At 73.8% G+C, this 14,922-nt stretch carries 13 protein-coding genes; 2 read left to right on the top strand and 11 right to left on the bottom strand.

The genetic code is table 11. The features are described from left to right. Nucleotides 1–135: 135 nt before the first annotated feature. Complete coding sequence (locus ACN261_RS20075) at nt 136–1,869, top strand: beta-1,3-glucanase family protein (RefSeq protein WP_425851524.1); 1,734 nt, start codon at nt 136–138, stop codon at nt 1,867–1,869. Between the two features lie 49 nt (nt 1,870–1,918). On the opposite strand, the gene ACN261_RS20070 is transcribed toward ACN261_RS20075, so the two are convergent. Genes ACN261_RS20070 through ACN261_RS20060 form a run of 3 tightly spaced genes read right to left on the bottom strand, consistent with a single transcriptional unit; the run spans nt 1,919 to nt 5,795 of the window. After that, nucleotides 1,919–2,743: a hypothetical protein gene (locus tag ACN261_RS20070; protein WP_425851522.1), complete on the bottom strand. Its 825-nt coding sequence runs from the start codon at nt 2,741–2,743 to the stop codon at nt 1,919–1,921. After that, a complete protein-coding gene (locus ACN261_RS20065; protein ID WP_425851520.1) occupies nt 2,740–5,022 on the bottom strand; it encodes a hypothetical protein in 2,283 nt (760 codons plus the stop codon). Before ACN261_RS20065 ends, ACN261_RS20070 begins: the two co-directional genes overlap by 4 nt. Further along, a complete protein-coding gene (locus ACN261_RS20060) occupies nt 5,019–5,795 on the bottom strand; it encodes a hypothetical protein (protein WP_425853630.1) in 777 nt (258 codons plus the stop codon). The genes ACN261_RS20065 and ACN261_RS20060 overlap by 4 nt, the downstream gene beginning before the upstream one ends. A 209-nt stretch (nt 5,796–6,004) precedes the next feature. Here ACN261_RS20060 and ACN261_RS20055 point away from each other — a divergent pair, with 209 nt between their 5' ends. After that, nucleotides 6,005–6,883, top strand: a complete 879-nt coding sequence (locus tag ACN261_RS20055) for a Crp/Fnr family transcriptional regulator (protein WP_364310853.1) — start codon at nt 6,005–6,007, stop codon at nt 6,881–6,883. A 48-nt stretch (nt 6,884–6,931) separates the two neighbouring features. On the opposite strand, the gene pheT is transcribed toward ACN261_RS20055, so the two are convergent. The 8 genes from pheT to hisG all read right to left on the bottom strand — a co-directional run bounded on the left by pheT (nt 6,932) and on the right by hisG (nt 14,897). Beyond that, nucleotides 6,932–9,478, bottom strand: a complete 2,547-nt coding sequence (pheT, locus tag ACN261_RS20050; RefSeq protein WP_425851517.1) for a phenylalanine--tRNA ligase subunit beta — start codon at nt 9,476–9,478, stop codon at nt 6,932–6,934. Between the two features lie 40 nt (nt 9,479–9,518). After that, entirely contained in the window at nt 9,519–10,598 is a 1,080-nt protein-coding gene (gene pheS / locus ACN261_RS20045) for a phenylalanine--tRNA ligase subunit alpha (protein WP_421481241.1), read from the bottom strand. 171 nt (nt 10,599–10,769) lie between these two features. Beyond that, on the bottom strand, nt 10,770–11,651 hold the full coding sequence (locus ACN261_RS20040) for a TrmH family RNA methyltransferase (RefSeq protein WP_421481240.1): 882 nt from the start codon (nt 11,649–11,651) through the stop codon (nt 10,770–10,772). A gap of 31 nt (nt 11,652–11,682) precedes the next feature. After that, on the bottom strand, nt 11,683–12,075 hold the full coding sequence (gene rplT, locus ACN261_RS20035) for a 50S ribosomal protein L20 (protein ID WP_088645192.1): 393 nt from the start codon (nt 12,073–12,075) through the stop codon (nt 11,683–11,685). Nucleotides 12,076–12,107: 32 nt separating this feature from the next. Next, on the bottom strand, nt 12,108–12,302 hold the full coding sequence (gene rpmI, locus ACN261_RS20030; RefSeq protein WP_088645193.1) for a 50S ribosomal protein L35: 195 nt from the start codon (nt 12,300–12,302) through the stop codon (nt 12,108–12,110). A gap of 18 nt (nt 12,303–12,320) precedes the next feature. After that, entirely contained in the window at nt 12,321–12,971 is a 651-nt protein-coding gene (gene infC / locus ACN261_RS20025) for a translation initiation factor IF-3 (protein WP_421481239.1), read from the bottom strand. A 366-nt stretch (nt 12,972–13,337) separates the two neighbouring features. Further along, entirely contained in the window at nt 13,338–13,808 is a 471-nt protein-coding gene (locus tag ACN261_RS20020; RefSeq protein WP_421481238.1) for a PH domain-containing protein, read from the bottom strand. 243 nt (nt 13,809–14,051) lie between these two features. Continuing rightward, nucleotides 14,052–14,897 carry an ATP phosphoribosyltransferase gene (gene hisG / locus ACN261_RS20015; RefSeq protein WP_421481237.1) on the bottom strand — a complete coding sequence of 282 codons (846 nt, stop codon included), beginning with the start codon at nt 14,895–14,897 and terminating at the stop codon, nt 14,052–14,054. Nucleotides 14,898–14,922: the final 25 nt, after the last annotated feature.

Here is a 14,922-nt window from a genome sequence, read left to right as displayed (position 1 = left end):
TGAAGAAGTGACCTGGACCACTCCCTTGCATTGACAGTCGTGACGGTATTGGCCATGCTGAGAGAGCGCTCTCTAGCCGCCCATCAGCCACAAACCACCCGCCTGCCGCTTGCGGCCCGGCCGAAGGAGCCGTCCTTGCGTACCCCGAGAAGCTGGGCCACCGCCCTCGCCGCGATCGCGATCGCCGGCGCCACCACCCTCGGCCTCACCACCGCGCCCACCCGCGCCGTCGGACCGTCCCCGCTCCCGCTGACGGTCACCAACAGCACCGGCCGGGCGGAGGCCGTCCACCTCTACCTCCTCGGCGTCGACCTCGCCTCCGGCCGGCTCGGCTACGTGACCGCCGGGGGCGTCTTCACCCCCTGGCCGGCCGGCGGCCAGCCACCCACCCCCGCCCCCGACGTCGCGATCGCCGGACCCGCCAACGGCGGCTCCGTCACGCTACGGGTTCCCCGTGGCCTCTCCGGCCGGGTCTACTTCTCCTTCGGCCAGAAGCTGCGCTTCTCACTGACCCCGGACGGCCTGGTCCAGCCGGCCCCCTGGGCCGCCGGCGACCCCAACCGCGACATCCTGTTCGACTGGTCCGAGTTCACCTACAACGACGCCGGGCTCTGGCTCAACAGCACCCAGGTCGACATGTTCGCCGTCCCGCACGCGGTCAGCGTCACCGGCGCTAGCGGCACCACCCGGCGGGCCGGCCAACTCGTCAACGGCGGCCGGCAGGCCGTCATCGACGCCGTCCGCGCACAGCCCGGCTGGGCGGACACCGTGCAGACCCGGTCCGACGGCACGGTGCTGCGGGTGCTCTCCCCCGGCAAGGCCGTCGACGCCGGCCGGTTCGCCTCCGGCTACCTCGACCCGTACATCGACGCGGCCTGGCGCTCCTACACCACCCGGACGCTGACCGTCACCCCGTTCACCGACCGGCCCGACGTGCGCTACCTCGGGCGTACCGCCGGCACCACGATGACGTTCACCGACCCGGCCGGCCGACAGGTCGCCACCTTCACCAGGCCCACCAGCTCCGACGTGTGGGACTGCGACGGGGCCCTCGCCGCCCCCAACGACCAGGTGGTCGGGCCGATCGCCCGGACGCTCTGCGCCGCCCTGCACCGCACCACCCTCGACACCATCACCACGCAGCCCGGCGGCGGCCCGGCCGACTTCTACCGGGGCACGCTGACCAACCACTACTCCCGGATCATCCACCAGCACATGGTCGACGGCCGGGCGTACGGCTTCGCCTTCGACGACGTGCTCGCCCAGGAGTCCCTGGTGCACGACGGCGACCCGCGCGCCGCCGGTCTCACCCTCACCCCGTTCACCGGCACGACCACCCCGACGCCCACCGCCGGCCCGACCCCGACCGCCAGCCCGACCCCGTCCCCCGGCCAGCCCTGGAACGCGACCCGCCACCTCCAGGCCGACGGCACCCTGGCCGGCACCACCGGACCCGCCGGCACGGTCACCCTTGCGGCGGCGAACGGCAACCACGACGGCACCCCCACCAACGCCCGGGTCTTCACCGCCCGTGGGCTCACCGGCACCTGGACCGGCGCAGCCACCACCTTCGACCTGGCCGTCGACGCCGGCACCGCCGTCGGCGACGGCGTCCAGGCCCGGGTGTCGTACGACCTCACCGGCGACGGTACCGCCGACCGGGTCGAGACGTACGCCTACTTCGCCACCGACCCGGTGCCCGGCGTCGAGCGCTACCGGCAGACCCAGGGGCTGCGCTCGGCCACCGGCACCCTCGGCAACCTGCGCGGCGGGACGGTGACCGTGCAGGTCTGGAACGCCATCGGCGGCACCCCGACCACCCTCGGCGTCGGCGACGCCTCCCGCGTCGTACTGCCCTTCACCGGCTGACCGTGCGGCGTCTTCCGGAGGCCGGGCCGCCTCCGGAAGACGCCCGCGCTCAGCCGGTCCGCTGAACGAGCCCGTGTTCGCGCTCGTACGTCCGCAACGCGACGTCCCATGCCTCGGTGTACTCCGACGGGCCCAGGTTGAGGTCGTGGTGGCCCCGGACCGCCTCCCGGAGCAGGGTCACCAGTTCCGGCACCGTCGCCCGGCGCTCGTCGACGTAACGACGGAACACCTCGGCGAACTGCTCGCCGGTCAGCCGTGCCGCGTGCATCGTCACCGGATCGGCCTCCAACGCCTGGAGCACCGCGCACCACCGGCGGGTCAGGTCATCGACGTGCCGGGCTCGGATCTTCTGCAACTCGTGCTCGCACTCCAGCCTGATCCGTTCCTCCCAGTACGGCCGCAGCCGGTCGCGTACCCGCTCGTCGGGGCTGACCCGGACGTGGGCGGTGAACTGCGGCAACGACTCGTTCGCCGGCCACCGCTGCCCGGCGAGCCGGTCGTTGAGCACCCGCTCCAGGTCGTGTGAGCGATGCGGCTCGAACTCTCGCGACACGTCGATGATCCGCTCCCGGACGATCCCGCCGGCCCAGTCGAGGTACCGCTCGGCGCGGTACTTCAGCTCCTCGAACGTCATCCGCCGGCCGGTCCAGACGTACACGGGGTGGACCCGGAAGTCGAAGGCGTCCCCCTTCGCCGGCACCAGCAACGGGTGCGGGGCGTCCTGCCGGAACGACACCGTGACCGGTGCCGGTGCCGGCAGTGGCGGCGGCGTCGGCACGGGAGGCGCCGGCGTGCCGAACAGACTCTGCCACCAGTGGCGTCGCTGCGGCACCGGCACCTGGGTGCCGGCGGTGGTGCTGGAATACACGTTCATCCGTGGTCCTCGTCGGTGAGTCGGCGTACGTCGTCGAGCAGGGAGTTGCGGGGCATCAGGGGTCTCCAGACGTGGCGCAGCTGGTGGTCCAGTCGGTGCCGCAGGGGTGCCCGGCCCGCCACCACCAGAGCGAGCAACTCCAGGCAGTGGGCGGCGACCTCGGGGTGACCGTCGGCCCGGTTCAGCCAGAAGCCGAGCGTGCGCCACGAGCGGTAGGCGGTCGCGGGCAGGCTGAGCGCGTTGGCCCAGCAGTCCGCCAAATCGGTCATCGACACGGTCCCGACCCGGGCCAGATCGAGCAGTTCCGGCCAGTGCTCCCGGGGTGCGGGTGCCCACCGGTCGGCGAGCTGGCGCAACGCCCGCCCGGCGTGCAGCCACACCTCCGGGTCCTCCGCCCGGGTCCACTCCGCGAGGGCCGGCAGCACGGTCGCCTGGTGACCTGCGGTGTGCACCTCCACCAGACCGCGTACCACGGAGTGGTGCCACCGTTGCATCCGCGCCTGGGCGATCTGCCGCAGATGCAGCAGGGCGGTGTCCGGCCAGAGCCGGGCGAGCCCCAACGCGTAGGCACGGGCCACCGTGTCCCGCAGGTGGGCCGGTCCGCTCGACGCCCACCGGTCCAGCTCCGTGCGTACGCGTTGCCGCAGCTCCGGTTGCATCGCCATGGCGACCAACGCGATGGCGGCGGCCTGCCGGACGCCGGCCCGGCGCTCCCGGGCCAGCTGGTCGACCGTCTCCAGCGCGACCCGCACCCCGTGCCGGGCCGACCAGCCGACCGCTCCGGCGGCAGCCTCCCGGACACCCGGATTGCCCGTCCGCACCAGGGTGGCGAGCCACCCGAGCAGATGCTCCGGCAGCCACCAGTCCGACCATGCGACCTCCAGCAGGCTGGTCCGTAGCTGGTCGTTGCCGGGCGAGAACTCGATCCGCCGCCCGCCGTGGAGCCGGTCGTCGTCGACCAGGACGACGGCCTGCCGCAGCACCGGGCCCAACAGCAGGTCCACCACCCCGCCCAGGAACCCCACGGGTGCCGGGACCGCCGCACCGTCGTCGCCCGGCACCGGTCCGACGAGCAGCCGTCCGGCCGCCGCCTGGACCTCGACCACGGACTGCCCGGCCAGCACCGCGCACGACAACCGGAACGCCCGCCGCTGGTCGACGTCCCACCGGGACGCCCCCTCGACGCCGTCGCCCTCGACGGCGAGCACCCGTGTGGCGCGTTCCCGCAACTGCCGGGGAAGCAGCCGTTCCAGCCGCTCGGTCAGGTCGCCGCCGCGCGGCGGCGCCTGGGCGATCAGTTCCGCCAGCCGGACGACCTCAGCGGCTCGTGGACCACCGGACAGGTGGGCCGCGAGCAGCGGATGCGGGACGCACTCCTCCTCGACGTACACGTCGACGCAGTCGCCGGTGCAGCCGTCGACGCACCAGCCGACGCACTGCCCCCGCAACAACCGGCGGAGTTGGGCCCGGAACACCTCCACCGGGGCCGCCGGCCGGTGGGGCACCAGGTGCCCGGCGAACTCCTGTTCCCGGCGCTCGAAGTCACCGACCAGCACCAGGCTGCTTCCGGTGGCTTCCAGCCTCGCCGACAGGCCCACCAGGGTCATGCCGTCCAGGTCCCGGACCGCCTCCTCGCCGAGCGCCAGCGTGTAGCCGTGGCCGGGTCGCACCGGCGCGTCGGCGCCCAGCAGGTCCGACAGGTGCTCCGCGTCGAGCACGCCCACCCGGTCGTAGCCGTAACGGCGGGCCGAGGCCAGACAGGCGGCGGTGTGCCGGCCCGTACCGTCGGCACCGGTCAGGCAGACCAGGTGACGGAGCTTGAGCTGCCGGTCGAGCCGCTGGTCGCTCGGCGCGGGGGCGTAGCCGTCGGCCAGCTGACGGACCCAGGTGCCGCTGAGCGTCTCCGACCAGGTCCGGCCACCGGCCCCCACGGTCGCCGTGGTGATGTTCACGGTGCCGATCGCCGTCGCCCCCGGGCCTGTCGCGTTCTGGCCCCGGACCCGTACGTCACCGACCCCGATGCCCGCCGGGACACCGAGCAGCGCGGTGAGGCGGGCCAGGACGGCCGCCGGGTCCGGTGCCTCCTCCGGCTCGTCCACCGGCTCGTCCTCGGGGTGCGGCCCCGCCGGGGACGCGTCCGTCGCCGCGGACCACTCGGCCACGTTCTCGTCCGACCACCGTTCCTCGTCGCGGAGAAGGCCCGTCGCGGTGTCGAGTGGGCGCGGCTGGCCGAGGCCGTCCGGGTCCGGCGGTTCCCACGAATCCGACGCCCCGGTCACCGGCCACCGCCCTCGCCGCCGAACACGACGTCGCGTCCGACCGACCCGATGGCCGTGGCGTTCGGGCCGATCGCGTTCTGACCCCGGACCCGGATGTCGCCGGTGCGGATGCCGGGCCCGGCCGCGCCGGCTCCGGTGTCCGACCGGGCCGCGCCCGCCCCGTTGTCCGGCTCGACCGGCGGTCCCCCGCTGGGCGACGGCGGCTCCTGCGGCGACGGCCACGACGACATGTCCTCGTCGACCACGTAGAGCCAGGCCGGCTCCCGGAACTCCTTCTCCGGGTGCTCGACCTCGATCCGGCGGAACCGTTCCGGCCGCATCTCCTCCGGGTACTCGCAGACCACGTCGCGGTACATCTCCGTCGAGACCACCAGCGCCACGCCCGCGTCGGGGAACGCGGCCAGCGCCTGGCGCACCGGCCGGGCGTCGCAGAGCCGGCAGACGTGCACGACGGCGTGGCCGGGGAAGCCGTTCGCGCCGTCCAGGTGCACCAGGCCCTGGTGTACGGCCACCCGCAGCCGGATCTGCGCGGCGGGCGTCCGGCTGCTGTTGAACGCGCGCAGCCGCCGGTTCAGTTCCGGCACGAACCGGCCGATGACCCGGGACTCCGGCACGTCGGGGGGCAGGATCGCCAGCTCGCCGTCGCCGGCCTGCTGCGTGGTCCAGGTGACCCGGTCCAGGCCCACGTCGGTCGCCGCCGCGTGCAGGAGCGAGTGGAAGTTCTGCTGTGCCTCGTACTGCTGAAGATTGCTGCGCCGGCTGTATCGTTCCATGTCCACAGAGATCAGCAGACGCCGTTCGGGATGTCGCATGGCACACCCTTCGTCGTCAGCCCGCTCGGTGAGCGGGCACCACCGTGCCCATGGAAGCCGCCCCGCCGGGCGCAGACCCCCTAGAAGTACGGCATCGTCGGGACTGTCGGCATCCGGTCATCCCATCGTGGACAGATGTCGTGCTAGGCCCCGTCGGTTGTGCTGGGAGCATGTGGACGAACCTGACCGAACTGCTCCTGGCGCTCGGGCTCTCCCCGCCCGTGATCCTGGCCCTGGTGGTCGTCGAGGCCGTCGCGGTCCGAAGCGGGGCGGTGCGAGCCGCGTCGACCCGGATACGCTTCGGCACCTCTCGTCTGCTGAGGAGGATGCCGGTGCTGATGCGGCAACCCCATGCCCGGCCCGACGGCGACTGGCCGTACGGGACCTTCCTGCAACGGCTCGACCGCCCGGTCCGGGACGCGTTGCTGTCCACCGGCGTGCGCCGGCAGGTGCCCGCCGGGCAGATCCTCATCCACGAGGGCCACCACGAGGCGCACCTGGTGCTGCTGGAGGACGGCCTGACGAAGGTCACCGCGTCCCTGCCCGACGGGCGGACCGCCCTGCTGGCGTTGCGGGTCGGAGGTGACCTGGTGGGTGAGATGTCGGCGCTCAACGACCACCCCCGGTCGGCGACGGTGACCACCTGCGGCCCCACCCGGTACAGCGTCATCCAGCCGGCACAGTTCAAGACCTTCCTGCGCGACCATCCGGACGCCGCCCTCGAACTGGCCGCCATGGTCTCCGACCGGCTGCGGTGGTCCAACCGTCGCCGGATCGACTTCTCGTCGTACCCGGTGAAGATCCGGGTGGCCCGGGTGGTGGCCGAGCTGTGCCGCTCGCACGGCCGGCAGGACCGCGACGCGGTGGTCATCGACGTCCGGTTGACCCAACCGGAACTCGCCACCATCTGCGGCGCGGCCGAGACCTCCATCCAGAAGGCGCTGCGGGAACTGCGCGCCGACGGGCTGGTGGAGACCGACTACCGGCGGATCACCGTCCGCGACCTGGCCGCCCTGCGCGACTGCGGAAAGATCGAGGACGACGCGTGACGGCCCCGACCCGGTGACCGGGTCGGGGCCGTCGTCGGCTGTCACACCTCAGGCACCGCGCAGGGTCGCCCCGAACCGCTGGGCGGCGACGGCCACGGCGGCGTCCCGCGCGGCCACCGCCTCCTCCACGGTCAGCGTCCGGTCCGGCGCCCGGAAGGTGAGCTTGTACGCCAGCGACCGGCGACCCGCGCCGAGCGACTCCGACGCGTACACGTCGAAGAGCCGGACGTGCTCCAGCAGTTCGCCCGCCCCCTCGACCAGCGCGGCCCGGACGTCGGCGGCCGGCACCGTGTCGTCCAGCACCAACGCCACGTCGATCAGCGCCGGGGGGAACCCGGACACCGTCGGCGCGGACACCACCGGGGCCGCCGGCAGGGCGTCCAGGTCCAGTTCCATGGCGCTGGTCCGGCGGGGCAGTTCCAACGCGGCCAGCACCGCCGGGTGCAGCTCACCGGCGTGACCGACCACCTCCCCGTCGACCAGCAGCGCGGCGCAGCGGCCGGGATGCCAGGGCGCCCGCTCGGCGGCCCGCACCTCGACCCGCTCGGCCGGCAGGTCGGCGGCGGCCAGCACGGCCCGGCCGGCCTCCACCGCGTCGGCCCAGCCGGCGGCGCGGCCCGGCCCCCACCAGCCGGTCGGCTCCACGTCCCCGGTGAGCACCACCGCGACGTGCCGGGGCTGGGCGGGCACCACCGCGTCGGCGGCGGCGAACTCGGCGTCGGTGGGACGGCGGTCCACCCCCATGGCCGGCGGCGCGCCCACCCCGGGACGCGGGTGGAACACCGCCCCGATCTCGTAGAGCGCCAGGTCACGGTGCCCCCGGCCCAGGTTGCGCTTGAGGATGCCGAGCAACGGGCCGAGCAGGGTCGTGCGCAGCAGCGGCTCCTCCTCGGACAGCGGGTTGGCCAGTCGTACGGCCGGCCGGCGCGGGTCGTCGGCGGGCAGCCCGAGCTGGTCGGCCAGCTCCGGGGCGACGAACGGCAGGGCCAGCACCTCGACGTAGCCGCGCTCGGCGAGCGAGCGGGCCACCGCCCGACGGCGACGCTGCTGCCAGGTCAACCCCCGGCCGGGGGGCGCGGTGGGCAGCACCGACGGCACCCGGTCGTACCCGTCGAGGCGGACCACCTCCTCGACCAGGTCGGCCGGGTCGGTGAGGTCGGGCCGCCAGGTCGGCGGGGTGACGGTGAGCACGTCGCCGCCGCCGGCCGTCGTCGCGACCGTGCCCGCGTCCTCGGCCAGCCGGTCGGCACCCCGGATCACCGTGCAACCCACCTGCTCCAGCAGGTCGACCACCCGCTGCGGGGAGTAGTCCACGCCGACCCGGCGCGACGGCAGGTCGACCGGGAGGACGACCTGCCGCATCGGCCGGACGTGGTCCAGGTCGAGGATCTCCGCGCCGGCCTCACCCCCGCCATGCGCGGTGAGCAGCTCGACGGCACGCTGGAGGGCCACCAGCGGCAGGGCCGGGTCGACGCCCCGCTCCCACCGCTTGGCCGCCTCGCTGAACAGCTTGTGCCGGCGGGCCGTGCGGCCGACCATCACCGGGTCCCAGTGGGCGGCCTCCAGCAGCACGTTCGTGGTGCCGCCGACCACCTCGCTGGTCTCGCCGCCCATCACCGCGGCCAGCGAGATCGGGCCGGTGTCGTCGCAGATCACCATGTCCTCGGCGGTGAGCGAGCGGACCACACCGTCCAGGGTGGTCACCTTCTCGCCCGCCTCGGCCCGGCGCACCACCAGCGGGCCGGTGAGCCGGTCGGCGTCGAAGGCGTGCATCGGCTGGCCCAGTTCGAGCATCACGTAGTTGGTGACGTCCACCGCCAGGGAGATGCTGCGGACGCCGGCCACGGTCAGCCGCTGCCGCATCCAGCCGGGCGTGGCCGCCGTCGGATCCACCCCCCGCACCATCCGGGCGGTGAACCGGTCGCAGCCGACGGTGTCGCGCACCTGCACCGGGTACGCCGGCTGCGCCGTGCCGGCCGGCGCGGGCACCCGGCCCGGGTCGCGGAAGGCCACCCCGAGGGCGTACGCCAGCTCCCGGGCGATGCCGCGCACGCTCAGCGCGTACCCCCGGTCGGGGGTGATCTCCAGCTCGACCACGACGTCGTCGAGGCCCACCACGGGGCGGGCGTCGTCGCCGGGCCGGAGCGGGGTGTCCGGCGGCAGCACGATGATGCCGGAGTGGTCGTCACCCAGGCCCAGCTCCATCGCCGAGCAGATCATGCCGGCCGACATCCGACCGTACGTCTTGCGCGCGCCGATGGTGAAGTCGCCGGGCAGCACCCCGCCGGGCAGGATCACCACGACCCGGTCGCCGGGGGCGAAGTTCCGCGCCCCGCAGACGATCTGCTGGAGTTCGCCGGTGCCGTTGGCGGTGCCCACGTCGACCAGGCAGTGCCGGATCGGCTTCTTGAACCCGGTCAGCTCCTCGATCTCGCGGACCTCACCGACGACCAACGGACCGGTGACCGTGCGGCGCAGGTCCACCACGGACTCCACCTCGATGCCGAGGTCCACCAGGGCCTGTTCCAGGTCCTCGGTGGGCAGGTCGACGGGGAGGTCGACGTACTCCCGCAGCCAACTGACAGAAACTCGCATGACTCAGACCACCGTCTCCGTGACTCGTACCCGCATCGCCCTACGCCCCGGCCCCGAACGCGCGGGTGAACCGCACGTCGCCCTCGGCCATGTCCCGCATGTCGCTGACCCCGTGCCGGAACATCACCGTCCGGTCGATGCCCATGCCGAACGCGAACCCGGAGTAGACCTCGGGGTCGATGCCGCAGGCCCGCAGCACCCTCGGGTTGACCATGCCGCAGCCGCCCCACTCGACCCAACGCGGGCCGTCGCGGTGCTCGGGGAACCAGACGTCGAACTCCCCCGACGGCTCGGTGAACGGGAAGTAGTGCGGACGCCAGCGGGTCTTCGCCCCCTCGCCGAACATGGCGCGGGCGAAGTGGTCGAGGGTGCCGCGCAGGTGCGCCATCGTGATGCCCCGGTCGACCACCAGGCCCTCGACCTGGTGGAAGACGGGCGCGTGGGTGGCGTCCAGCTCGTCGGTGCGGTAGACCCGGCCGGGCACCACCACGTAGATGGGGGGCTTGCGGGTGAGCATGGTCCGCGCCTGCACCGGCGAGGTGTGGGTGCGCAGCACCAGGCCGGAGGTGTCCGCGCCGGGCGGGGGTGCGATGTGGAAGGTGTCCATCAGCCCGCGCGCCGGATGGTCGGCGGGGATGTTCAACGCGTCGAAGTTGGTCCACTCCAGCTCGACCTCGGGACCCTCGGCCACCTCGTAGCCCATCCCGACGAACAGGTCGCTGATCTGCTCCATCAGGGTCGACAGCGGGTGCCGCGCCCCCCGGGGCCGCCGGTCGTACGGCAGGGTCACGTCGACCCGCTCCTCGACCAGCACCCGGGCGGCCTGCTCCCGGTCGAGCACCTCGGCGCGGGCCGCGTACGCGGACTCGACCGCCCGGCGGGCCTCGTTGACCCGCTTGCCGGCGTCGGCCTTCGCGGCCGGCGGCAGCGCGCCGATCTCCCGGCGGGCCAGCGACACCGGGGACCGGTCGCCGAGGTGCGCGGGGCGCAGCGCGGTCAGCGCGTCGGGGTCGGTGGCGGCGGCGAACGCCTTCTCGGCGTCGGCCACGGCCCCGGCCAGGGCGGCCGGGTCGAGCAGGGCGACCTGCTTCGGGTCGTACGGATCGTTGCGGTAACTCATGGCGTACGGGCACTCCCTCACGGCGGCGCCGGCCCTTCTCAGGCGGCTAGGCGAGTCTACGGACGCGCGGCGGTGCCGCAGCCCGCCGGTGGGAGTTACGTGCGGAGGTAGGTCAGGACCACCGCCCGCCGACACCGGCGGGCTGGCTAAACGAACGCCGTGGCGCGTTCCTCACGTGACCGGCTCCCCTGCTGGGTGTGCGCCCGACCGGGGTCGGCGCAGTGCTCGGGCTGAAGCGTACAGGCAGACGGCGGCGGCCGCAGCCAGGTTCAGGCTCTCGGCCCGCCCGTGCAGCGGCACCCGGACCCGGGCGTCGGCGGCGGCGGTCAGCTCCCCGGGCAGGCCGTGCGCCTCGGCGCCGAACAGCCAGGCGGTGGGGGCGGCGAGCCGGCCCCGGTCGGCGAGGTCGTCGAGGTCGCTGTCGCCGTACCCGGTGGTGGCGAGGACGGTGAGCCCGGCGGCGCGCAGCGCGTCGACCACGGCCTGCGGGTCGGCGGCACGGACCACGTCGACGTGGAACAGGCTGCCGGCGGAGGCCCGCACGCACTTGCCGTTGTAGGGGTCGACGGTGTCGCCGGCGAAGACCACCGCACCCGCGCCGGCCGCGTCGGCGGTGCGCAGCACGGTGCCGGCGTTGCCCGGGTCACGGATGCCGGCGAGCACCGCGACCAGGCGGGGACCGCGCGCCAGGGCGGCGTCCAGTGGCACGTCGAGGTGCCGGCAGACGGCGACCACGCCCTGCGGCGTGACGGTTTCGGTGAGCGCGGCCAGGGCCTCGTCGGTGACCTCGGAGACGGGCAGGTCGGCGCGGGCGGCAGCGGCCGCGAGGTCGGCGTACCGGTCGAGCGCGGCCGGGGTGCCGAACAGCTCCACCACCGTGCCGGTGCGGTCGAGGGCCTCGCGGACGGCCTGCGGCCCCTCGGCCAGGAACCGGCCGGTGGCGTCACGGTCGCGGCGGCGGTGCAGCCGGCGGGCGGCGACCACCCGGGGCGTACGCGGGGTGAACGGGCCGGTGACGGCGTCGAGGCGTCTCCCGCGCGGTGGTGACTGCATGGGAGACGCCTCGATCTGCTGCCGGGGTGGGTCAGGCGGCCTGGGCCGCGGCGCCACCGGTGCCCTCGGCCGCCACGGCGGCGCGGGCCAGCTCGACGATCGCGGCGAACGCCGCGGCGTCGTGGACGGCCAGGTCGGCCAGGATCTTGCGGTCGACCTCGATACCGGCCAGGCGCAGGCCCTGGATCAGCCGGTTGTAGGTCATGCCGTTGGCCCGGGCGCCAGCGTTGATGCGCTGGATCCAGAGCTGCCGGAAGTCGCCCTTGCGGTCGCGACGGTCCCGGTAGGCGTACTGCATCGAGTGCAGCACCTGCTCCTTGGCCTTGCGGTACAGCCGGGAGCGCTGACCGCGGTAACCGCTCGCGGTCTCCAGCAGGGTACGACGCTTCTTCTGGGCGTTCACAGCCCGCTTGACGCGTGCCATCTCAACTCCTTGTTAGGTAAAGGTGGCGCGCGTCAGCGGCCGAGCAGCTTCTTGATGCGCTTGACGTCGGACTTGGCCAGCTCGACCGTGCCGGTCAGCCGCCGGGTCTGGGTGGACGGCTTCTTCTCCAGGTTGTGGCGAAGGCCGGCCTGCTGGGCGACGATCTTGCCCTTGCCGGTCACCTTGACCCGCTTGCCCATACCCGTGTGGCTCTTCATCTTCGGCATGTGGAACGTCTCTCCCTGTTACTGGCCGCTGATGTCAGCGGTCGGGCCGGTCTCGCCGGCTGCTGCGGTCTCGCCGGCCACCGGGGGCTCGCCACCTGCCGGGGCGGCCGATTCCTCCGCGGCCCGGTCCCGGGGGCCACCACGGGACGCCGTGGCGGCGACCGCGGATGCCTTGACGGCCCGGTGCGGAGCGAGAACCATGATCATGTTACGGCCGTCCTGCTTCGGAGCGGCCTCGACGTATCCCAGGTCCGTGATCTCGGACTCGAGCCGGCGCAGGAGCCGGTAACCCAGCTCCGGACGGCTCTGCTCCCGACCGCGGAACATGATCGTCACCTTGACCTTGTCGCCGGCCTTGAGGAACCGCACCACGTGACCCTTCTTGGTCTCGTAGTCGTGCGGGTCGATCTTCGGCCGGAGCTTCATCTCCTTGATGACGGTCTGCTGCTGGTTACGCCGCGCTTCGCGCGCCTTGAGTGCGCTCTCGTACTTGAACTTGCCGAAGTCCATGAGCTTGCACACCGGCGGGCGCGCCATCGGCGCAACCTCGACCAGGTCCAGGTCGACGTCCGCGGCCAGCTGCAGGGCGCGCTCCAGCGGGACGATGCCCACCTGCTCACCCTCAGGGCCGACCAGTCGGACCTCACGTGCCCGGATCTGCTCGTTCACGCGTGGTTCGACGCTGATGTGGCCTCCTCGAGTCAAGTCTGCTGCGTGGCCGACCCCGCGCGGCCCCCGGGTGGGGGCGACCCGGAAAGCAGAAGGCCCCGGCGCATGCCAGGGCCTGCTCGACCGGTCGGCACGATCACAGGATCGCGCATCCGGCGCCGGGACGGACCCGGAACCGGTGACCGGACCCGGCCACCTCGGGGGCGACTCGGGTGGGAGCAGGCGCTCCGCTTCGGGACCACCCACACGCCACAGGCGGGGGCAGTCTGGTCGACGTGGTAACACTACACCCCGGCGCAGCCATCCCCCAAACCGGGCCCGCAGGTCAGCACGCTACGAGAACCCCGGTAGCGGGGGCCGGGACGCTCAGCGGGCCGGGGTGCCGCCGAGGCCGGCCAGGTGGGCCTGGTGCAGCCGGCGCAACGCGCGGACCCCGTCGACCGCGCTCTCCTTGTCGGCGGCCTGGAGCGCCACCATCGGCAGCAGGTCGTCGTCGTGCAGCTCCAGGCTGGCCCACGGCGCGCCCCGGTCGAAGCGCACCCCCCGGACGACCTCCCAGGGCAGCTCGTACGAGCCGAGGATGTTGCGCACCCGGACCCCCCGGGCGTCCGCCTCGACCCGGGGCCTGGTGAACAGCAGGATGCCGAGCGCGCCGAGCACCCCGAGGCCGACCATGGCGACCTGGTCGCCACGCTGGAAGGTGCCGTAGCCCTCGCCGGTCGCCCCGGTCAACGAGGTGGCCACCAGGCTGAAGACCACCAGCAGGGCGATCGCCGAGGCCCAGCAGACGACCCGGATACGACGCGGCCTGAGACGGATCAACTCGGTGTCGCTCACCGCTCCAGTCTGCCACCCGACCCGGACGGCGTCGCGTCGCCACCCACCCCCACCAGCCCCGCCCGGTTCGAGCGGGCCCGGTCGGACCGGTCAGGCCGAACTGGCCGGGCCGGGCCGGGGCGGGGTGGGGGGCCGGGGTGGGGCGGCTGGGGCAATGGGGCCGATACAGCGGTATCCGCGCGGGATGATGCCGCTGTATCGGCCCCACAGCCGTCGATCACGAGGGCCCGCCGGGCGGTCGGGTCAGAGCCGGCAGGCGTGGATGTTGGTGACCAGGATGGCGCGGGCACCCAGCTCGTACAGCTCGTCCATGATCCGGTGGACGTCGTCGCGGAGCACCATCGCCTGCACGGCGACCCAGCCCTCCCGGTGCAGCGGGGAGACCGTCGGCGACTCGATGCCCGGGGTGAGGCCGCTGGCCCGGTCGAGCAGGCCGGCCGGCACGTCGTAGGCGAGCATCACGTACCGGCGGGCCACCAGCACCCCGTGCAGGCGACGCAGCAACTGCTCCGCCTGCGGGTGGGCCGGCGCGGCGGCCCGGCGGACCAGCACCGCCGAGGACCGCAGCAGCGGCTCCCCGAACACGACCAGTCCGGCCTGGCGCAGCGTCGCGCCGGTCTCCACCACGTCGGCGACGACGTCGGCGACCCCGAGCCGGATGGCGTTCTCCACCGCGCCGTCGAGCCGGATCACGTCGGCCTTGACGCCCAGCTCGGCGAGGTACCGCTCGACCAGCCCCGGGTACGCGGTGGCGATCCGGTGCCCGCCCAGCTCCTGCACGTCGCCGACGTCCTCAGGGCGGGCGGCGAAGCGGAAGGTGGCCCGGCCGAAGGCCAGGTCGACCACCTCCTCGGCGGGCGCGCCGGAGTCGATCAGCAGGTCCCGGCCGGTGATCCCGACGTCGAGGTCACCCGAGCCGACGTAGGTGGCGATGTCCTTCGGGCGCAGGTAGAAGAACTCGATGTCGTTGGCCTCGTCCGGGCAGACCAGGTCCTTGGGGTCGGTGCGCTGGCGGTAGCCCGCCTCGCGCAGCATCTGGGCGGCCTTCTCGGCCAGGGCCCCCTTGTTGGGTACGGCGACACGCAGCATGACGGAGTGCTCCTTCGATCGGATC

This window comes from Micromonospora sp. WMMD723 (genome assembly GCF_049863385.1).
Classification (GTDB): Bacteria; Actinomycetota; Actinomycetes; order Mycobacteriales; family Micromonosporaceae; genus Micromonospora; species Micromonospora wenchangensis.
This window is presented reverse-complemented; position numbering and strand designations above follow the sequence as displayed.